The following is a 20712-nucleotide window of genomic DNA, read 5'->3' as shown; positions in this document are numbered from 1 at the left end:
AACGTTCGATGTCTTGTTTCAAACCACTTGAATGCCGTTCTGTACCCACAAGTGGTGGCTCGGATCCTCCTGCGCCGTGTATTGAACATAGTCGATGCCGTCGGCCTGTTGCGTGCCATCGGCGACCCAGCCATCGGTCATGTGCACGCTGTCCCTGTCGTCACCCTTGATCAGCAGGGTGTTGTTGTCCGAAGAGGTAATCGCCAGCAGATCGCTGAGATTCAGTGTCAGCGCGACCGCACTGGAATGGTTGAGATCGAGGATTTCGACGTTGTGGATCTTGCTCTGCAGATCGCCGAGGTTGATCGACACGTCGCCACCGGCCCAGAGCAGGGTGTCGGTACCGCTGCCGCCATCGACGGAAGCGAACTGCTGGTCGGCGACGATCAGCGTGTCGTCGCCGCCGCCACCTTGCAGCGTGACGGCGCCACCGTGCGAGCCGTCGAGGGTGTCGTTGCCTTCGGAGCCCTGGATCAGTTCGCTGCCAGCGACATGGGCCAGACCGAGGTCATCGCTGGCCAGGGCCGAGAACGCGGTGCTGGCGAAAGCGCCGGCCTTGTCCAGGTCGATGGTCAGCGTCGCGGTATCCACGGTGCCGTTGGGGTGGGTGAGTTGGTAGGTGAAGGTGTCTTCCTGGCCGATCACCGCATCGGTCAGCCCGGCCTTGAGCGTGTAGGTGTAGCTGCCGTTGGCCTGGACCAGCAGGGTGCCGTAGTTGCCGACCAGCGAGACGCCGTTGTGACCCGGCGCCACGTAACTGCCGGCGACCAACACGCTGAGCAAGGTGTAGACCGAGCCCAACACATCGGCGCCGCCGCCAGCGGTGTCGGTGAGCAGATTGCCTGACACGGGCGTGTAGCTGCCGACCACGAACTGATTGTTGTAGGTCGCGACGTTGATCAGGCTGGTGTTGACGCTGGTCAGCAGGCCGAGGCCGCCCACTGCCACCCGTACCTGATAACTGCCGGCGGTCTGGTCGTCGAACTTGATCCCGTAGTTGCCGCCGCCGAGATTGAGCAAGGCATTGCCGCCGTAGCTTTTCACCAGCACGTACTGGTTGGTCGCCGTATTGAGTTTGTACAGGCCCACCGTCATCGAACCGAGCAGCGCCAACAGGTTGCTCGAATTGACCACCACGGTCAGGTCACTGACGGTATCGGCCGCGACCACCGTGTTGTAGTTACCGCTGCCGCCGCCCAGCAGCACATTGAACGTGCCAAGGGCAGAGTTGGTGGTGACTTCACGGTTGATCAGGGTGACGTCAGTCGAGGCGATGTCCGCTGTGGCATCCACCACCAGTGCCGGGCTGCCAAGGTTGGCGTCATTCCACACTTCGCTGGCTTGCGGGCTGTCGATGCGCACGTACAGATTGGCGGTGTCGCTCAAGCCGTTCGGGTGCACCAGTTGGTAGTTGAACACGTCGACCTTGCCGACGCTGCCGACACTGCCGTTCGGTTTGTAGCTGTAGTTGCCGTTGGCGTCGATGGTCAGCGTGCCGTACAACCCTTGCACCGTGGTGCCGGCGCCGGCGCTGACCCAGGCGCCGTTCTTGAAGATCTGCAACTGCGCGCCGTTGTCCGGGCCGGTCTGATCGGCCGTGCCATCGACGCCAACGTTGGTGATGACGTTGCCAGTCACCGCTGGCCCGGCAATGCCGTTGAACTGGGTCAGGCTGCTGACATCCAGTTGCAGCTGGGTATTGACCGTGGTCAGCACGCCGATGCCGGTGCTCGAAACCGTCAGTCGATAATCGCCTGACAGCAGGTTACCGATGTCGACCCGTACGCCCTGGCCGGCGAGCGCGATCAGGTCAAGCAGGCCGCCGCTGCCGTTGACATCCAGAGTCACCCAGTTGCCGCTGGCATCCTTGACTTGCAGGGTATAGACGACGCCATCGATCAGCGAAATCAGACTGCTGGTGGTCAGCGTCAGGGTTGGATCAAGACGCGTGCCGCCGGCCACGGTGAAGGTGAAGGTTTTCGAGAATCCGGCCAGCAGCGTGGTGAACGAGTCGTTGAAGGTCTGCGAGGCGGTGACCGGGGCCAGGGTGACGGTGCCGACGGCGAGGTTATCGCTGGCGATCACTGGCGCGTTGACGTCGACGTCCGGCGCAATGACGTTGGCTGCCACCGAAACGTTGCCGCGTGCGTCGCTGAGGTTGATGGTGAGGTTCTCACCGTTGATCTGCGCGCTGTTCAGGGTGACGGTAAACACGCCGAGGTTGTTGACCGTGGCGGTGCCGAGAACGGCGCCGCTGGCCGACTTGATGGTCACGGTTGCGCCGGCTTCGCCGGTACCGGTGACAGTCATGCCATCGGCACCGACCAGCAGCGCCGTGGCCGCCGCTGGAGGCGTCAGGTCTGGCGCCGTCGCGGTCGCCGCAGCCGATACGTTGCCGCTCGGATCCGCCTGGGTGACGCTGAGTACCTGGCTGTTGATCTGCGCCGAGGCCAGTGCCACGGAGAAGCTGCCGTTTGCAGCGACGGTGGCGGTGCCGAGCACCACACCACCGACGCCGAGCACGCTGATGGTCGAACCGGGCACGCCGACGCCCGTGAGCACGGTGCCGCTGCCATTGACGCTGACGCCAGTCGGCGCGCCGGGTGCGGTAATGTCCGGCGCTGTCAGGCTGGCATTGGGCGACAGATTGCCGGCCGGGTCGACCAGACGCACGGTCAACAGCTGCCCGTCGAGTTGCGCGGTGTTCAGGTTGAAGCTGAACGTGCCGCCACTGCCCACGGTAGTAGTGCCAATCAGCGCGCCGCCCGGGCCGTAGACGTTGACCGTCGCACCGGCTTCACCCGTACCGCTCAACGTCAGACCGTTGGCAGCGAGCGTCAGACCGCTGGCCGCGATCGGCGCCTGTACGTCAGGGGCCGTCAGGTTGAAGACCTGCGACAGATTGCCCGTCGGGTCGGCTTGTTGGACGTTGAGTTGTTGGCCGTTCAGTTGCGCGCTGGACAGTTGTACGGTGAAGGTGCCGCCGGCATTGACCACGGCGGTGCCGAGGACGGTACCGGCTGCGTTGGTCACGCTGACGGTCGCGCCGGCTTCACCCGTGCCGCTGACCGCCAGGCCGGTGCCGTTCAGGCTGACATTGCTCAGCGGCGCCGGCGCGGTGGTATCGGCGACGCTGAGGTTGGTAACCGGCGAAACGTTGCCCGCCGCATCGCTCTGCGTGACGCTCAGTTGCTGGCCGTTGAGTTGGGCGGAGGACAAGGTCACCGAGAACGAGCCATTGCCCGCCACCGTCGCAGTGCCCAGCACCGTGCCACCTGCACCGCGAACAGTGACGGTGGCGCCGGCTTCACCGAGCCCGCCGAGGACCAGACCGGCACCGCTGAGTACCAACGCCGTCGGAGCGGCCGGGGGAGTGATATCGGGCGCAGTTACGTTAAGCCCGGATGAGCTGTTGTTGGACGCATCGGTCTGTGTCGCATTGAGCACCTGACCGTTGACCTGCGGCGTATTGAGCTGTGCGCTGAAGGTGCCATTGGCGCCAACCGTCGCATTGCCCAACACCACGCCGCCAGTGCCGGTGATGGTCACCGACGCGCCGACTTCGCCGCGACCGGTGACCAATGTGCCGCTGGCATTGACCGCCAGATCGCTGAGCGGCGCCGGCGCCGAGGTGTCACCTGCGGTGATTTCAGTCGGCAGCGAGGCACCCCCCAGCGGAGTGTTGGCGGTGACTTCGAGGCTTTGGCCGTTGGTTTGCGCAGGCGTCAGCACCACGCTGAACGTGCCATCCCCGCCGGTGACGCCGGTGCCGATCAGGCTGTTGTCCGGCGCGTAGACATTGATGGTGGTGCCGATCGCCGCCGTGCCGGTCAGCGTCACGCCGTCTGCTGTCAGCACAAGATTGTCCGGCGCAGCCGGCGCTGGCACTGCCGGAACAGTCAGGTCGGCGTCTGCGGACACGTTAGTCGCGACGTCTGTTTGATTTACTGTCAGCACCTGGCCGGCAGTGATGCCCGGATCCAGATCGATCAGGAATGTGCCGTTGGCCGCGACCGTGCCGGTGCCGACAACATTGCCCAGCGCATCGGTCACCTCGACACTCGCGCCGGCTTCGCCACGACCGGCGAGCTGGCTCAGATCGCCGCTGATGGTCAGACCGGTGACGGCATCCGGAGCCGTGGTATCTGCCGCCGGGTAGAGCAGCACTGGCGATGCGTTTTGCGCCTCGTCCGTCGCGATCACCGACAACAACTGACCATTGGCCTGAGCCGGATTCAGCGTGACTGTGTAGGTGCCGTCGCCCAATGCCACCGCTGTGCCGAGCACGGTGCCGGTGGCGGACAGCACAGTCACGGTGCTGCCGGCTTCGGCGGTCCCGGTGAGCAAGGTGCCGGCGCCGGTCAGCGATGTCACCGTTGGTGCGATCGGTGCAGTGCTGTCCGGCGCGTCGACCAGAACGGGCTCGGACTGGTTGTTTTGTGCGTCGGCCTGCACGACCGACAGTGCGCGGCCATCGAGTTGCGCAGCCGACAACGTGACGCTGAAGCTGCCATCTGCCGCCACCGTCGCTGTGCCGAGCACCACCGCGCCGTCAAGCACGGTGACGGTTGCGCCGGGCTCGCCGGTACCGGTGACGGTCAAGCCGTCCTGGCTGACGTTGAGGTCGGCCACTTCCAGTGGATCAGTGCTGTCGCCTGCTTGCAGAGGTGCTGTGGGTGAAACGTTTGAAGCCGGATCAGTCTGATTGACGCTCAACAGCTCGCCATTCACCTGCGGCGGGTTGAGAGTCACGCTGAACGAGCCATTGCCGGTCACGGTTGCCGAGCCCAGTACCGTGCCAGTCGCGCTGAGCACGCGCACCGTGGCGCCGGCTTCCCCGGTACCGGTCAGTGTCACGCCGTCGGACGTAAGAACGAGGCCGGTGGGCGCAGCGGGCAGGGTGATGTCCGGCGCAGTGACGGACACGATCGGCGAAGGGTTGCCAGCCGCATCACGCTGGATCACCGACAAGGCTTCACCGTTGAGCAGCGGCTGGTCGAGCGTCACGCTGAAACTGCCATCGGCCGCCACGGTGCCGGTGCCAACGATGGTGCCCACCGCGTTGGTGACGACTACCTGCGAGCCCGTCGCACCGGAGCCGGTGATGAGGCTGCCGCTGGCGTCGATCTCGACATCGGTCAGTGCTGCAGGAGGTGTGCTGTCAGGCGCCGTCAGGGTGCCGGCAGGCGAGGCATTGCCGGCCGCATCCGCCAACACCACGAACAGCGCTTGGCCATTGGTTTGCACCGGAGTCACGGTGATCTGGAAACGGCCATCGCTGCCCACGGTGCCGGTGCCCAGTTCGGTACCGTCTGCGGATGTCACGCGGACAATGGCGCCGACTTCGCCGGTCCCGGTGAGGGTGTCGCCATCGGCATTCAGCTGCAGATCGGCCGGCGTCGCTGGCGGGGTCAGATCCGGTGCGGTGACCGTCACCGGGGCGCTGACGTTGCCGGGTGGATCGGCCTGCTGCACGCTGAGGATCTGTTCATTGATCTGCGGCGGATTGAGGGTGACGCTGAAGGTGCCGTCGCCGAGCACCACGCTGGTGCCGAGCAAAGTGCCGTTGGCATCGCGCACGGTCACGGTCGCGCCGGGTTCGCCAGTACCGATGACCAGCGCGCCGGACGAGTTGATATCGACGTTGTCCAGTGGATCAGGCGGGGTGAAGTCCGGCGTGGTCAGGTTCACTGCCGGCGAGTCGTTGCCCGCTGCGTCGGCCTGGACCACGGTGATCACTTCGGCGTTGGTCAACGCCGGGTTCAGTGGCAGGGTGAAGGTACCGGTCGCGCTGACCACGGCGGTGCCAAGCACGTTGCCGTCGCTGTCGATGACGCGCACCTGCGCGCCCGGTTCGCCGCGCCCGGTCAGGCTTGCGCCGTCGCCGCCGATGCTCAGTTGCGAAACGGCCGCTGGCGGTGTGCTGTCGACCGAAGTGAACGGCGTGGCTGCCGAGGTGTTGCCCGCCGCATCCGTCAGCGACACGGTCAGCGCCTGGCCATTGGCTTGCGGCGTGGCCAGGGTGATCGCAAACGTGCCGTCGATGCTCACGGTGCCGGTCCCGACCAGCGCTCCGGCGGCGTTGTACACGTTGACCGTGGTGCCGGCCTCACCGGTACCCGACAGCAAGGTGCCGTCAGTGCTTGCCACCAGCGCCGCCGGCGGATTGGGCGCGAGCAGGTCCGGGGCGATCAGGTTGACGCTGTTGGATTCGTTGCCGGCGGTGTCGGCCTGGCTCAGGCTCAAAGTCTGGCCAGAGGTTTGTGCCGGGCTGAGGGTGACGCTGAATGTGCCGTTGGCCGCCACCACCGCGCTGCCGAGAACCACTCCGCCGGTGCCGAGCACGGTCACTGTGGCGCCGGCTTCACCGCGCCCGGTCAGGGCCGTGCCGTTCGGTGCCAGACTCAGTTCGCTGAGCGGCGTTGGCGCGGCGATATCGGCAGCGGTGTAATCGGTCGGCGACGAGTTGATACCGGTGCTCGACGTCGCCACGGCAGACAGCTGTTCGCCGTTGAGTTGCGCGGCGTTGAGGGTGACGCTGAAAGTGCCATTGGCCGCCACCAGCGCGCTGCCGAGCAACACGCCCGAGGCATTGCGAATGCTCACGGTGCTGCCGGCGGTGGCCGAGCCGGTGAGGGTCAGACCGTCGGCGCTGAGGGCCAGGTTGGTCGGTGCACTTTCCGCCAGATTGCCCGGTGCAGTCACCGGCGCCGCCGGTCCGGTGTTGCCGGCTGCATCGATCTGCACCACGGAAAGATTCGATCCAGCCACCGCCGCCGGGGACAACGTGACGCTGAAATTGCCATTGCTGGCAACGGTCGCAGTACCCAGCAAAACACCGCCGGCATCACGAACTTCCACGCTGGCGCCGACCTCACCGATGCCGGTCAGGGTGGCACCATTGGCGCTCACCGCCAGATCGCTCGCTACCAACGGCGCCGTGCTATCGACCGCATTGACGATTGCCGGGGCCGACGGATTGCCTGCCGCATCGGTGGCCGTCACGTTCAGCGACTGGCCATTGGTTTGCGGACTGTTGAGGGTAATCTGGAAAGTGCCGTTTGCGGCCGCCGTGGTGGTCCCGAGAAGATTGCCCTGGCTGTCGCGCACGGTCACCGTGCTGCCGGCCTCGGCGTTACCGGCCAGTTGCACGCCGGCAGCATTGAGGGTCAATGCGCTCGGAATCGCCGGCGCGGTCAAATCCGCGGCGATGACTTCAACCGCCGTCGAAACGTTGCCCGGCGGGTCTTCCTGAGTGACGGTCAGCACTTCGGCATTCAGTTGTGCTGCGTTCAGCGTGACAGTGAACGCGCCGCCACTGCCGACCTGCGCGGTGCCGAGCAAGGTGCCGTCGGCGCTGCGCACGGACACCGTTGCGCCCGGTTCGCCATGACCAGTGACGGTGACGCCGTCAGCATTCACCGCGACTTGGGTCAGTGCAGCTGGTGGGCTGATATCGGGTGCGTTGACACTGGTCGACGGCGAGACATTGCCGGCAGGGTCGGTCTGGCTGATCGCCAATGCCTCGCCATTGCTCGGCGCTGGCGCCAGGGTCACAGTGAACGAACCATCCGCGCCAACCACGGCGCTGCCCAGCAGGGCGCCGTTGGCGGTGGTGACATTGACTGTTGCGCCAGCCTCACCCGTGCCGCTGAGGGTGCTGCCATCGGCGCTGATCAGCGGATTCTGCACAGCGGCCGGCGGGGTGCCGTCAACGGTGATCACGCCAGTGGAAGTCGAGGCGTTGCCATTTGCGTCGGTCAGAGTGACCTGCAGGGTTTCGCCGGTGTTCTGCGCGTTGGGCAGGGAGACCTGGAAGTTGCCGCTCTGATCGACTACGCCGGTCGCCAACACGTTACCGGCGGCATCGCGCACGGTCACGGTGCTGCCGGCTTCGCCTTGGCCTTTGACCACGGTGCCGACGTCATTGATCGTAACGCCAGTCGCTGCGGCTGGCGGTTGCAGATCGGTGGCAATGATGCCGGCGGGTTGCGACAGGTTGCCGGCGGCGTCGCTCTGGATCGCGGTAAGCGCCTGACCATTAAGTTGTGCCGGCGTCAGCGTCAGGCTGAACGTGCCATTGCTGGCGACCAGTGCAGTACCGAGCACCGTACCTGTGGCGTCGGTGACAGTGACCGTCGCCCCGGCCTCTCCGCGTCCAGTGAGTGTCGTGCCGTTGGCATTCAGCGCCAGATCGGTCACAGCGTCCGGCGCCGTGCCATCGATCGCCGTCACCGTGCCCGGAATCGACACGTCACCGTCGGGACTGGTGGCCGTCACCTGGAGAACTTGCGCGTTGATCTGTTTGCTATTGAGCAACAGGGTGAAGCGGCCGAAGCTGTTGATCAGCCCGGAGCCGAGCACAGCGCCGCTGCTGCTGGTCACCGTCACGGTGCAACCGGGCGTACCGGCGCCGGTCAGGGTGAAACCATCGGCACTCAAGGCCAGATCGGTCGGGGTCGCGACCTGGCTACCGTCCAGACCTGCCAGCGGCACGACGGGCGAATCATTGCCGCCGCTATCCGTGCTGATGACTTCCAGATTGCCGCCAGGCTCGGCCGGTGGGCTGAGGGTCACGACAAAGCGGCCATCCGCATCGGCCGTCGCGGTGCCCAGCACAGCGCCACCGCCGGCAATGCTGACGGTGACCGTGGTGCCCGGTTCGGCAAGGCCAGAGACCTGCGTGCCGGCCGGGTTGAGCGCGAGATCGCTGACCGCTGCCGGCGGGGTGCTGTCCGGCGCGGTGACGCTGCCGGGAAGCGAACTGTTGGCGCCATCCGACACCACGACTTGCAAGGCTTCGCCATTGGTCTGTGCCGTGTCGAGGTTGACCGTGAAGGCGCCCGTGCCGTCAGCGGTCGCAGTGCCGATGACGTTGCCGTCGGCATCCAGCACTTGCACCGTGTTATTGGGCTGCGTGGTACCGGTGACCGTGGCACCTGAAGGATCGACGGCCAGCCCGGTCGGTGCAGGCGGCGCGGTGATGTCCGGTGCGGTGACCGGCGTGGCCGGCGAGGGCAGGGCGCTCGCGTCGGTCTGGATCACGTTCAGCACCTGACCGTCGAGCTGAGCCGGACTCAGGTTGACGCTGAAATTGCCGTCGCTGGCGACCACCGTAGTGCCAAGCACCGTACCGTCGGGCGCGATGACGGTTACGGTGCTGCCCGCTTGCCCGGTGCCGGTCAAGGTCACGCCGTTACTGGCGAGCACGACATTGTCAGGCGCCAGCGGCGCGGTGCTGTCCGTCGCCGTCAGTGGTGTGCTGGGCGAAACATTTACGCCATCCGATTGGCTGACTTGCAGTTGCTGGCCTTCGATCTGCGGGCTGTTCAGCGGCACTGTAAAGGCGCCGCTGCCGTCGACGATCGCGGTGCCCAACACATTGCCGGCCGAATCCTTGACCGACACCGTGGCACCGGGCTCGCCGGTGCCACTCAGTTCAGTGCCACCTGCATTCAGCGTCAGATCCGAAGGAGCCGTTGGAGCCTGGATATCCGGCGCTTCAACTGGAACTGCCGGCGAGCCTGAAGGCGAGCCATCGCTCTGCACAACGCTGAGGTTCTGGCCATTGGTTTGTGGCGAGGACAGGGTGACTTCGAACCGGCCGTTGCTGCCGACCAAAGCTGTTCCCAGCACGGTCCCGTTGGTGTCAGTGACAGTAACGGTGGCGCCGATCTGACCCGCGCCGGAGACCACGGCGCCATTGGCGGAAATGCTTACATCGGTCACGGCAACCGGCGTGGTCAGATCGGGTGCGATCACGTTGACCGGCGCCGAAGGATTGCCGTCCGCGTCGGTCTGGATCACTTGCAGCTGTTGCGCATCGGTCTGTGGGGTCGAGAGGTTTACCGTGAAATTGCCGTCGCCACCCACGGTGCCGGTGCCGATGATATTGCCGGCCGGATCGCGCACGGTAATCGAAGCGCCGACTTCGCCTTTGCCGGTCAGCGTCTGCCCTTGGGCGTCGAGCGTAACGCCCGTCAGCGGCGTCGGCCCTTGGGTGTCAGGCGTTACATAGGTCAATGGGGCGGAGGTGTTGCCAGCGGCGTCGCTGGCACTGATCTGCAACGTCTCACCATTGTTCTGCGGGCTGCTCAATTGCACCGTGAACGTGCCATCCGCAGCGACCACTGCCGAGCCGAGTATGTTGCCGTTGGCGTCGCGTACCGTGATCGTTGATCCGGCCTGGCCGCGCCCTTTCATCTGCAGGCCATCCACGCTCAGGGCAACGTCGCTCGGCTGGGTCAGGCCATCGAGATCAATGGCGATAACGGTCGCTGCTGGCGAAGGGTTGCCGGCGGCGTCGGTGACCAGCACGCTCAGCGCCTCACCATCGACTTGCGCGGCGTTGAGTTGCACGGTGAACGAGCCATCGGCGGCGACCAAAGCCGTGCCGAGCAGCGTGCCTTGCGCATTGGTGACGCTGACTGTGCTACCGGGTTCGCCACGGCCGGTCACCGAGAGGCCATCGCTGCTCACCGCCAGATCCGTCGCAGTACCGGGGCCGGTGATGTCCGGCGCATTGAAGGTAACGGCCGGCGATTGTGCACCGGCGCTGTTGACCGCCACGACACTGAAGGTTTCACCGTTGGCCTGCGCACGAATCAGCGTCAGCAGGAAAGTACCGTCAGCGGCCACCGCCGCGCGCCCGAGCAATTCGCCGTTGGCGGCACGGACTTCGATCGTGGTGCCAGCCCGGGCGGTGCCGGTCAGTTGGCTGCCGTCGCTGCTCAAACCAAGATTGCCTGGCGTCGTCGGTTCGACGATCTCCGGCGCGCTGATCGTTGCGCCGGTCGAGGTGTTGCCTGCGGCATCGGTGGCATTCACTGTCAGCGGCTGACCGCCGGTTTGCGCGGGGCTGAGGGCGACGCTGAAGGTGCCATCGGCTGCAACCACGGCGCTGCCGAGCAGGCTGCCATCGGCGGCGCGCACCTGGATGGTCGAGCCGACTTCACCGGTGCCGCCGAGTTGCGTGCCATCGGCGCTCACGCTGAGATTGCCTGGCGCGGTGGGCGCGGTGGTATCCGGCGCAGTGACCGTACCCGGCGTCGAAACGTTGCCCGCAGGGTCGGTGAGCGTGACGTCGAGCGGCTGGCCATTGTTCTGTGGCGTACCCAGGTCGACCTGGAAACTGCCATCGGCGCCAACGGTTCCGGAACCCAAAATGTTGCCGGCTGCATCGCGTACCTGAACGACACTGCCAGCTTCGCCAAAACCACTCAGCACCCGGCCATCGGCCGACAAGGTTAATCCGGTCGCGGGCGCAGGAGGCGTCGCGTCGCCACCGCCACCGCCACCACCTCCGCCGCCGCCGCCACTTCCGCCCGCAGCGGCCGCCGCACCACCCGCGCCCAACAGGCCAAGCCCGGCAATCGCCCAGGCCGGCGTTGCGCCATCCACCACACCGACGCCAGCGATCAGCTCGTCCAGCGAATTGATTTCGTCAAAGGTAAAGCCATTGAACGGCTCGGCGCTGTAGCGCGCCTGCCACAGCGTCGCGTCGTCACCCTGAAAGACAATGTCATTGGGCACGCCGTCAGGGCTGGTGACAAAGAAATTGGAGATTTTGATTTGCTCGCCAGACTTCAGATTGACGATCAAGTCCTGACCGCTGCGACTGGTCGACGCCAATTGATCGGGCCTAACCGGCATTTGTACAACTGAAGGCTGACTGAGCTGAACATTGCCCCAGTTCTGGGCGGTGAGCTGAGAATTGGCTTTGTCGGCGATGACGATGTTGTCCATTACTACTCCCTGTATATGGCTGGGCGGACGTCCACGGATGGTTTTAAAACCATAGATAGGGAGTTTGAAATAAGGCTGCCTGATTTTTGGCGAGTAACCGAAATGGCACTGTGCCAATGATCATCCATTTGAAATTAAAGGACTTCTACAAGGCTACCGTTTGTCGGAGCGTTGGATCCATCGATTGATTGGATGAAACAAAATGTGTCTTTTTCAACATTGGCAATAGAGGCCGAAGAAAAAGCAGAACCGCAACCGTGACGATGATGGCTAATCAGTATTGAAATTTTTAAAAGCCGTTAATGCATTGCGCAGTCGTCCATTGGCGAAGGTATTAATCAATAAGCGCAGGAAGGGCGACAAGCTTTGTATAAGTATTTGCGCTTTTTCGTTTCAGCGGATTTTTCACCTCCACAGCACTTCATGCGCTAGCTATCGATCGTCGAAGTGATAGAGAACGGAATGCCGCTGGTGATTACGTGGCACAGAGCGCATCGCTATTTCTTTCAAACTCTCTGAACCGGCCAAGGTCAATCCATTACCGGTCACATATTCACGTCAAAGGTGAAGGAATGGATAACTACCACATCAACAAAAACCAGCAGCGCTGGGAACTGGTCAAAGAGGGCGCGCAGCGTGCGTCGAAAACGGCTGCGACCAAAGCCGAGATCACCCAAATCGCCAGCGACTATCTGCAGGACAAAACCGCCTCGCTGAAAATCCATAAAGAGGACGGGACGATCCAGGAAGAACGCACCTTTCCGCGCGCAGCCGACCCGCGAAAAACCAAAGGCTGAGCAGGCTGTTCTTTTCTGTGTTCATCGTTTCTTCAGAAGGGTCTGATTTATGGTCATTGCATGTCTGGGATGGGGCTCACTGATCTGGAAACCGGACGGCTTGCCGCTGGCCAGCGAGTGGTTTGCCGACGGGCCGCAGGTACCGATCGACTTCGTTCGCGTCAGTGACACTGGCGAGTTGACTACAGCCATAAGCGCGAACGCGCCGCCGTGCAAAGTGCTGTGGTCGGTCCTCGACGTGACCGATCTCGATCAGGCCCGCGAACTCCTGCGTATTCGAGAAGGCGTGCCGGAGGGCAGGGAGGATGGCATCGGCAGTTTCACCGTCGGTACCTCGCCGATGGGCATGCTCGCCGAATGGGCAATTCCTCGGCAACTCGATGCGGTGATCTGGACGGCGCTGCCCGCCAGATTCAAGAACATTGAAGGCCTGGTGCCGAATGTCGACGACGCAGTTTCTTATCTGGCCGGGTTGAGCGGCGCAGCGCACGAACAAGCGCGCGACTATATCGAACAGGTGCCGGCGCAGATTGACACGCCGTACCGGCGCGAGATCATTGCCAGGCTTGGGTGGAAATGATGAGCACCCGCAGCCAGGCGCAGATTGCGGCGATCTTCGATCAGCTGTTGGCACTGCGAGAAAGTGTCGACATTCTCCAGCACGTGGAGAGCGCCAGCGTCGAGTCGCTGCGTGGCCATCAGACCGTGGACGCTCCCGAGTCGCTGGATCTGGTGTTTCAAAAGCTGCAAGAAGACATCGCCAGCATGGAGGAAACCTTGGCGACGATTGCCGAGGCGACCGGGGACGTGCCGAAGTTGTGAGGGTGCCGCGGGGCTGGGATACAGAGATGATGTGGCTGGTCTGGCGCCTTCGCGAGCAGGCTCGCTCCCACAATGGATTTGTGAATCGATTGATTTCGGGATCTGACGCAAAACCCTGTGGGAGCGAGCCTGCTCGCGAAAGCGCTGGGACAGCCTGGCCATCAATTCGCTGACCTGACGCCTTCGCGAGCAAGCTCGCTCACAGTGCACTTGTGAAACGATTGATTTGCGGGGTCTGACGCAAATCTCTGTGGGAGTGAGCCTGCTCGCGAAAGCGCTGGGTCAGCCTGGCCATCAACTCACTGACCTGACGCCTTCGCGAGCAGGCTCGCTCCCACATTGGACTTGTGAATCGATTGATTTCCGGGGTCTGACGCAAAAACCTGTGGGAGCGAGCCTGCTCGCGAAAGCGCTGGGTCAGCCTTGCCATCAATTCACTGACCTGACGCCTTCGCGAGCAGGCTCGCTCCCACATTGGACTTGGGAATCGATTGATTTCCGGGGGCTGACGCAAATCCCTGTGGGAGCGAGCCTGCTCGCGAAAGCGGTGGGTCTGGCACTTACTCTGTTGGATGTGCCGACGCTATCGCGAGCTGCCTCGCTCCTACAACGGGGCTGGATCTCTCACCACGCGCAACGCGTCCACCACCAGTGAAAACGCCGGCGACGGTTGACGGCGGCTGGGGTAGTAGAGGTGGAAGCCACCGAACGGTTCGCACCAGTCTTCCAGTACTCTGACCAAACGCCCTTCGGCCAGATGCGCACCGAACTCGTCTTCAGGCAGGTAGGCAATCCCCAGCCCGTTCACGGCCGCGTCGGCGATGTGCACGGTGGAATTGAACACCAGTTGGCCGTCGACCCGCACTTTCAGCTTTTTGCCCTGACGCTCGAATTCCCAGGCATCGACACCGTCGTAGGTCGGAAATCGAATGTCGATGCAGCGGTGCGCCGCCAGCTCGCGCGGATGTTGCGGGGCGGGGTGCCGGGCAAAGTAGTCGGGCGAGGCGACGACGGCCATGCGCAGCGGCGGGCCGATCGGTACGGCGATCATGTCCTGGGCGACGGTATCGCTGAAACGCACGCCGGCATCGAAGCGGTCGGCAACGATGTCGCGGAAACCGTAGTTGATATCGAACTCGAGCTTGATGTCCGGGTACTGCAGCAGCAACGGCGTCAGCTTGGGCAGCAGGGTGGTCTTGATGATGTTGTCGCCGCAGGTGATGCGCACCGTACCGGCAGGCTTGTCGCGCAACTCGGTCAGCGCGTCCAGCTCGGCTTCGATTTCATCGAAACGATGACCCACGGTGTGCAGCAAACGTTCGCCGGCCGCCGTCAGTGACACGCTACGTGTGGTGCGGGTCAGCAGGCGAATTTTCAGACGCGCTTCCAGCGCCGAGACTACCTGGCTCACCGCCGATTGCGTCACGCCCAGTTGCACCGCCGCGCGGGTGAAGCTGCCGCTGCGGGCAACCGTGACGAAGGCGAGCAGGTCATTGAAGTTGGGTTTGGCCATGGCGCAATGCTCAGGTTTATTGATTAGCAGTGTTTATAACCGCAGTAAGCACTCATTAGCTAATCAAAGCCTCGAGCCTGCGCAACAATACCTCCATCCCGGCCTCGCCTGGTTTCTCGATCAAGGACGCCCCCCATGAAACGACTGTTCATACTGCTCGGGTTTCTCCTGAGTTCATTTACTGCATTCGGAGCTGACATGTCCCACGGTGCCGACAATTTCTTCAAGAGCGACAAGGTGACCGTGCAGAAGGTCAGTTTCAAAAACCAATATCAACTCACCGTGGCGGGCAACCTGTTTGTGCCTAAAGGACTCGACCCGGCAGCGCGTAGCGCGGCGATTATCGTTGGCCATCCGATGGGCGCGGTAAAGGAGCAGAGCGCCAATCTGTATGCGCAGAAACTGGCGGAGCAGGGCTTTGTCACCCTATCGCTGGATCTGTCGTTCTGGGGCGAAAGCGAGGGCGCGCCGCGCAACGCGGTGTTGCCGGACATGTATGCCGAAGACTTCAGCGCGGCCGTCGATTACCTCGGCACACGGCCATTCATCGACCGCGAGCGCATCGGCGTGTTGGGCATCTGCGGTAGCGGCAGCTTCGTGATCAGCGCGGCGAAAATCGACCCGCGCATGAAAGCCATCGCCACGGTCAGCATGTATGACATGGGCGCCGCCAACCGTGACGGCCTAAAGCATTCGCAAAGCCTTGAGCAGCGCAAGCAGATCATTGCGCAAGCGGCCGAGCAGCGTTACGCCGAGTTCACCGGTGGCAAGGTCGAATACACCGGCGGCACGGTGCTGGAACTGAAAGCCGACACCCATCCGATCCAGCGTGAATTCTTCGATTTCTACCGCACCCCGCGCGGCGAATTCACCCCGGCCAGCTCGACGCCGCAACAGACCACGCGGCCGACGCTGAGCAGCAACACCAAGTTCATGAACTTCTATCCGTTCGTCGATATCGAGAGCATCTCGCCGCGCCCGATGTTGTTTATTGCCGGTGCAGACGCGCACTCCCGTGAGTTCAGCGAAGAGGCGTTCCGGTTGGCGGGGCAGCCGAAAGAACTGGTGATCGTGCCGAATGCCGGTCATGTCGATCTGTACGACCGGGTCGAGCTGATTCCTTTTGCCAAGCTGACGCAGTTCTTCAAGAGCAACCTGAAGTAACTTTCAACGCGACGGAGCAAAGCGATGCGGTTTTTTGCCAACGGCTGGAAGGGATTCGTACTGATGGCATGGCTGCCCGTTGCTCTGTCTGCACCGACCGCTATGGAGGCCAGCACGATGTGGATGACCGTCGGAAAACAGCGTTTTGCCATTGCTCTGGATGACAACCTGAGTACGCGGCAATTGCTCACGCGATTGCCGCTGAGCCTGGACATGACCGACCTGCACGGCAATGAAAAATACGCCACCGTGCAGCCGCCATTGCCCACCCAGCCCTACCGGCCGGGCACGATCCACAACGGCGATTTCCTTTTGTATGGCGACGATACGTTGGTGGTCTTCTACAAGACCTTCGATTCGTCCTACCGCTATTCGCGTCTTGGCCGCATCGAACGCCCGCAGGACTTGGCCGAAGTCTTGGGGCGCGGCGATGTGCGGGTGACGTTCACTCTGCATGAGTGAGGAGAGTCATTGATGAACCAGAAATCGTTAAATCAAGGGCGCCTTTTGCGCATTGTGGCCCTCGGCTGCGCGGTCCTCGCCAGTGCAGCCTGCGTCAATCCTCTCTGCGCCAATCCTTCCCGATCACCGGAGAAACCGATCATGAAAGAACAGCCTCTGACCCCTAAGCAACTGGCCATCGCCCCGATTGCCGCCAACGCTGCAATCGGCGACATGCCGCGTTTGCACGACGCACTCAATCGTGGTCTTGATGCCGGGCTGAGCATCAGCGAGACCAAGGAAATTCTGGTGCAGCTGTACGCCTACGCCGGATTCCCGCGCAGCCTCAACGCCTTGTCATTGCTGATGAAGGTTTTGCAGGAACGCGCCGCGCGGGGCATCGAAGACGTGCCGGGACGCGAGCCGGGTCCGGTTCCGTCGGGATATGCGCTCACTGAACTCGGCACCGACAATCAGACTCGTCTGGTCGGTGCGCCAGTGTCCGGCCCACTGTTCGAATTCGCCCCGGCGATCGATCAGTTTTTGAAGGTGCATCTGTTTGGCGACATCTTCGCCCGCGACAACTTGGCATGGACGGATCGGGAATTGGCGACGGTTGGCGCGCTGGCGGCAATGGCTGGGGTGGAATCACAGCTGGAGTCGCATTTGAAGATCAGTCTGAATGTGGGATTGACGGTTGAGCAGTTGCGGCGAGTGGCGCAGGAGTTGGAGGCGCGTGGGGATTTTCAGGCTGCTGAGCGGGTGGGCGCGGGGCTGGGGAAATTGGGGGGCTGAAGTAGACGGGGATACCAGTACCATTATTTCTCACCAATGACTGAACCTGGTTGCTGCATCTCCAAGATCGCCGCCTTATTTTCACGAAGCGGCGGCTTGGGGCATGTTGAGCGCAAACCGTCTATGTGCTCCATCAAGCTATCGGGAATGCTCTGCCACATCGGATCGAGAATGAAGTCCACACCTTCTCGCCTTGCCATTTTTGCGGCTGGAACAAAGTCTGCGTCGCCTGCTATCAACACTATCTGATCGACCTGCTGTTTAAAGGACAGCGACGCGACATCAATGCCGATCCGCATATCGACACCTTTTTGACGGGTCTCAATACTGACGTCATTTTCCATAAGGTCAGTCATCTGGATTTTGCCTTTCAACAGCTCAGCGATTTTTGCGGGTTTGATGGTCCATCTGACATCCTTCGACAGATGTCCAAGTCGTAACGCCAGCTTACGTTTACTTCGCAGTCTGGAGTGCAGCTCTTTGCGAAATGCCGCCTCCCTGGACCTGGAAAAATCCACAGCTTTTTTGCTTATTGGGTTGTGCTGTTTGGTGTCCAGTGGGGGGCAATCATAAAAGAAGATACGGTAAAGCTCTTTCCTGGCTCGTTGTCGTAGCTCTCGAATGGGGCCCGTTGGACGGGTCAAGGTTTTATTGAGGAGGTGGGCGGTTGCCCATCGATGGACCAGATCGGCCGCGCGTTCAGCGTTGCAGGCGTTTTGAGGTTCGATTCGTCGAAAACGTTTGATGAAAAAGGCGCCATCGACTAACACCGCAGTGGGCATGTTTTTTACCTAAAAAAAACGCCCAAGGGTTTGGCACGTTCTGGATGATTAGAACGGCGTACTGCCTTGGGCGGGATGGGAGCAGATTAGGTAGGAGTGACGGATACGTCAACAACACCTTTTTCGTCTGACCTGTTTGCACAAAGTCGAATGTGCCCAGCGCTTTCAACTCTCAGGTGGCGACGGGGAAACGATAAATTGCGGAGGGTAAGCGGGCAAGACAGCGACTTCCGTAAGATTTGTAGGCAAAAGCGCTGTGTCTCGTAGGCTCGGTTATCCGTGAGCGGGCGAGCGCGGTGTTGGGCAGAATCCGGGGGGGGGCACATAATGAGAGCGGCTCTGTTACGGCGATTCTCGTCTTCAGCGCTGGCGCCGACTCGCTCCCGGTGAGCTTCCCGTTATCCGCTTGAATGCACGACTGAACGCCGCTTGGGAGGTGTAGCCCAAGCGCTGCGCCACTTCGTCGATCGGCAGTCTTTCCAGGGTAAGCCACTGACTGGCCAGGCGCATGCGCAGTTCGGTGGCGTAGCGCAGCGGCGGGGTGCCGAGGGTGGTCTGGAAGCGTTCGGCGAAGACCGAGCGTGAGGTGTTGCACAGCGTTGCGAGTTCGGCGACGCTCCAGTCGCGCCCCGGTTGTTGGTGCAGGGCCAGCAAGGCCTGCGCCAGGCGAGGGTCGCGCAGGGCGGCGACGAGACCGGAGGCATTGCCGCAAGCGCATTCGACCCAGCCGCGAACAATCATTGCCGCCACTACGTCGGCAAGGCGCGCGAGAATGCCGGCGAAGCCAATGCGCGCGGCGCTGACTTCGCGTTCCATGGTCGCGAGGATCGGCATGAGTCCCGGATAACGCTGGCCGCCGGCGTCGATCAGCATCAGTCCCGGCATCAGCCGACCGAGGCCTTGCAGGCTGCCGAGCTCGAACTCCATGCAGCCACTGAAGAGCAGGGCGCTGTCGGGCGAATCGGCGCTGTGTCCGACCTGCACCGCGCAGACCGTGTCGCCGAGCGGTGCGGCGACGGCGCTGTCAATGTCCTGCACTTCGGCGTTTGGGTGTGACAGCAATTGGTGCGCGGCACCGTGGGCGATGAACACCGCATTGCCTGCTGACAACTCGTACAGGCTGCTGTCCTCCAGTCGCAACACCGTCGATCCAGCGGCAACGAAGTGGAAATACGCATGGCCGGGCTTGTCGCTGAAACCCAGGCCATACGGCGGACCAGCGTGGATCCGCCGATATTGCACGCCACGCAGACGCATGCTGCGCAGCAACTCGGTGATGAGGTCTGAGGACACGGAGAAGGAATCTATGCTGCTCATGTTCGGGGTTTCGATCAAAAGTTCAAGGCTGTGCATCATAGATCATCCGGTTTGCCGCCAATAGACTGCGCTCTCGAAATGTCCGAGGGAGTCTTGAAATGAATGAACGTGTAGGTGATGGGCGAACTGACGAGGAGCCGCTGGTGCCTGCGTGGATGGCGGTGTTTTCACTGGCGATGGGTGTGTTTGGTCTGCTCACGGCGGAATATCTGCCGGCCAGCCTGCTGACACCGATGGCGCTCGATCTCGGCGTCAGCGAAGCGCTGGCAGGGCAAGCGGTGACGGTGACCGCAGTGGTGGCGCTGTTTGCCGGATTGCTGGTGCCAGGGTTGACGCGCAGCCTTGATCGGCGGCTGGTATTACTCGGCTTTTCGGCATTGATGATTGCTTCGAATCTGCTGGTGGCGCTGTCGTCCAGCCTCGCAGTGTTGCTGATCATGCGCATCCTTTTGGGCATAGCTCTGGGCGGATTCTGGAGCATGGCGGCGGCCGTGGCGATGCGCCTGGTGCCGGCGGCGCTGCTGCCACGGGCGCTGTCGATCATCTTCAGCGGGATCGCCGTGGGGACCGTGGTCGCGGTGCCGTTGGGCAGCTATCTCGGCGGCCAGTTTGGCTGGCGCAGTGCGTTTTTCGCAGCAGCAGCGGTGGGCGTGGTGACGCTGGTCTTTCAGATGTTCACGCTACCCAGTCTGGCGCCGCATCGTCCGTCACGCCTGCGTACGGTGCTTGAGGTGTTGCTGCGACCGGGCATTGCCGTCGGCATGTTCGGCTGTGTATTGGTGCATACCGGCCATTTCGCGTTGTTCACCTATATCAGGCCATTTCTGGAAAGCACCACCGGCGTCGGCCCGCAGATGCTGGCACTGATGCTCCTTGGTTTCGGCGTGGCGAACTTTGCCGGCACGCTGTTCGCCGGCTGGCTGTTGCAGCGCAATCCACGCGCAACACTGGTGCTGATGCCAGTGTTGGTGGGCGTTGCTGCTCTGGCGTTGGTCGGGTTACCGGCGTCGGTCACCGGGCAGGCGTTGCTCTTGGCGCTGTGGGGGATGGCCTTTGGTGGCGTGCCGGTCGCATGGTCGAACTGGGTGGCGCGCTCGATACCCGATCAGGCCGAAAGCGCAGGCGGCATGGTGGTCGCATCGGTGCAGTCAGCGATTGCCGCAGGCGCCGCCGCTGGCGGTTCGGTGTTCAGTTTCAGCGGTATCAATGGCGTGTTTGTAGCGGCTGGAATTCTGATGTTGCTGGCCGCGCTGCTGATTGCACTGAAGGTCAATGTCGATGTGCCGGAGCCGGGCTCAGCGGCTTTGCCAGTGCATTTGTGAGTTGATCAGGGCGG

11 protein-coding genes are annotated in these 20712 nt (G+C 62.7%); 7 read left to right on the top strand and 4 right to left on the bottom strand.

Translation table 11 applies throughout. The features are described 5' to 3' along the window. Window positions 1–18: 18 nt before the first annotated feature. A complete protein-coding gene (locus KVG85_RS08915; RefSeq protein ID WP_217863615.1) occupies window positions 19–11745 on the bottom strand; it encodes a BapA/Bap/LapF family large adhesin in 11727 nt (3908 codons plus the stop codon). A 572-nt stretch (window positions 11746–12317) separates the two neighbouring features. Between KVG85_RS08915 and KVG85_RS08910 the strand changes: the two genes are divergently transcribed. Genes KVG85_RS08910 through KVG85_RS08900 form a run of 3 tightly spaced genes read left to right on the top strand, consistent with a single transcriptional unit; the run spans window position 12318 to window position 13364 of the window. Further along, window positions 12318–12542 carry a DUF2188 domain-containing protein gene (locus KVG85_RS08910; RefSeq protein WP_016774410.1) on the top strand — a complete coding sequence of 75 codons (225 nt, stop codon included), beginning with the start codon at window positions 12318–12320 and terminating at the stop codon, window positions 12540–12542. Between the two features lie 49 nt (window positions 12543–12591). Further along, entirely contained in the window at window positions 12592–13122 is a 531-nt protein-coding gene (locus KVG85_RS08905) for a hypothetical protein (protein WP_217863614.1), read from the top strand. Further along, a complete protein-coding gene (locus KVG85_RS08900; RefSeq protein ID WP_225926658.1) occupies window positions 13119–13364 on the top strand; it encodes a hypothetical protein in 246 nt (81 codons plus the stop codon). Before KVG85_RS08905 ends, KVG85_RS08900 begins: the two co-directional genes overlap by 4 nt. A gap of 604 nt (window positions 13365–13968) precedes the next feature. On the opposite strand, the gene KVG85_RS08895 is transcribed toward KVG85_RS08900, so the two are convergent. Beyond that, entirely contained in the window at window positions 13969–14877 is a 909-nt protein-coding gene (locus KVG85_RS08895) for a LysR family transcriptional regulator (protein WP_217863613.1), read from the bottom strand. Between the two features lie 135 nt (window positions 14878–15012). Here KVG85_RS08895 and KVG85_RS08890 point away from each other — a divergent pair, with 135 nt between their 5' ends. The 3 genes from KVG85_RS08890 (at window position 15013) to KVG85_RS08880 (ending at window position 17277) form a co-directional block, all read left to right on the top strand. After that, window positions 15013–16041 (top strand): alpha/beta hydrolase, encoded by a 1029-nt coding sequence (locus KVG85_RS08890; protein ID WP_217863612.1) that lies wholly within the window; start codon window positions 15013–15015, stop codon window positions 16039–16041. A 24-nt stretch (window positions 16042–16065) separates the two neighbouring features. Further along, window positions 16066–16503, top strand: a complete 438-nt coding sequence (locus KVG85_RS08885) for a cyclophilin-like fold protein (RefSeq protein WP_225926657.1) — start codon at window positions 16066–16068, stop codon at window positions 16501–16503. A 141-nt stretch (window positions 16504–16644) separates the two neighbouring features. After that, window positions 16645–17277, top strand: coding sequence for a carboxymuconolactone decarboxylase family protein (locus KVG85_RS08880; RefSeq protein WP_225926656.1), 633 nt, complete (start codon window positions 16645–16647; stop codon window positions 17275–17277). 23 nt (window positions 17278–17300) lie between these two features. Here the strand turns inward: KVG85_RS08880 and KVG85_RS08875 are convergent, their stop codons facing one another. Both KVG85_RS08875 and KVG85_RS08870 read right to left on the bottom strand, forming a co-directional pair. After that, window positions 17301–18059 carry an NYN domain-containing protein gene (locus tag KVG85_RS08875; protein ID WP_217863610.1) on the bottom strand — a complete coding sequence of 253 codons (759 nt, stop codon included), beginning with the start codon at window positions 18057–18059 and terminating at the stop codon, window positions 17301–17303. A 360-nt stretch (window positions 18060–18419) separates the two neighbouring features. Beyond that, window positions 18420–19376 (bottom strand): AraC family transcriptional regulator, encoded by a 957-nt coding sequence (locus KVG85_RS08870; protein ID WP_225926655.1) that lies wholly within the window; start codon window positions 19374–19376, stop codon window positions 18420–18422. A 98-nt stretch (window positions 19377–19474) separates the two neighbouring features. On the opposite strand from KVG85_RS08870, the gene KVG85_RS08865 reads away from it, so the two are divergent. Next, window positions 19475–20698 (top strand): MFS transporter, encoded by a 1224-nt coding sequence (locus KVG85_RS08865; protein WP_217863609.1) that lies wholly within the window; start codon window positions 19475–19477, stop codon window positions 20696–20698. The last annotated feature ends 14 nt before the right edge of the window (window positions 20699–20712 follow it).

The sequence above is a fragment of the Pseudomonas triticicola genome, assembly GCF_019145375.1.
Classification (GTDB): Bacteria; Pseudomonadota; Gammaproteobacteria; order Pseudomonadales; family Pseudomonadaceae; genus Aquipseudomonas; species Aquipseudomonas triticicola.
The sequence above is the reverse complement of the archived record's forward strand: the minus strand, read 5'-3'. Positions and strand labels throughout refer to the sequence as shown.

What these genes read in the sequence shown, in the direction of transcription:
- KVG85_RS08885 (WP_225926657.1), top strand. Translation starts at nt 16,066, where the DNA reads ATGCGGTTTTTTGCCAACGGCTGGAAGGGATTCGTACTGATGGCATGG.
- KVG85_RS08910 (WP_016774410.1), top strand. Translation starts at nt 12,318, where the DNA reads ATGGATAACTACCACATCAACAAAAACCAGCAGCGCTGGGAACTGGTC.
- KVG85_RS08880 (WP_225926656.1), top strand. Translation starts at nt 16,645, where the DNA reads ATGAAAGAACAGCCTCTGACCCCTAAGCAACTGGCCATCGCCCCGATT.
- KVG85_RS08900 (WP_225926658.1), top strand. Translation starts at nt 13,119, where the DNA reads ATGATGAGCACCCGCAGCCAGGCGCAGATTGCGGCGATCTTCGATCAG.
- KVG85_RS08875 (WP_217863610.1), bottom strand. Translation starts at nt 18,059, where the DNA reads ATGCCCACTGCGGTGTTAGTCGATGGCGCCTTTTTCATCAAACGTTTT.
- KVG85_RS08895 (WP_217863613.1), bottom strand. Translation starts at nt 14,877, where the DNA reads ATGGCCAAACCCAACTTCAATGACCTGCTCGCCTTCGTCACGGTTGCC.
- KVG85_RS08890 (WP_217863612.1), top strand. Translation starts at nt 15,013, where the DNA reads ATGAAACGACTGTTCATACTGCTCGGGTTTCTCCTGAGTTCATTTACT.
- KVG85_RS08915 (WP_217863615.1), bottom strand. Translation starts at nt 11,745, where the DNA reads ATGGACAACATCGTCATCGCCGACAAAGCCAATTCTCAGCTCACCGCC.
- KVG85_RS08865 (WP_217863609.1), top strand. Translation starts at nt 19,475, where the DNA reads ATGAATGAACGTGTAGGTGATGGGCGAACTGACGAGGAGCCGCTGGTG.
- KVG85_RS08870 (WP_225926655.1), bottom strand. Translation starts at nt 19,376, where the DNA reads ATGAGCAGCATAGATTCCTTCTCCGTGTCCTCAGACCTCATCACCGAG.
- KVG85_RS08905 (WP_217863614.1), top strand. Translation starts at nt 12,592, where the DNA reads ATGGTCATTGCATGTCTGGGATGGGGCTCACTGATCTGGAAACCGGAC.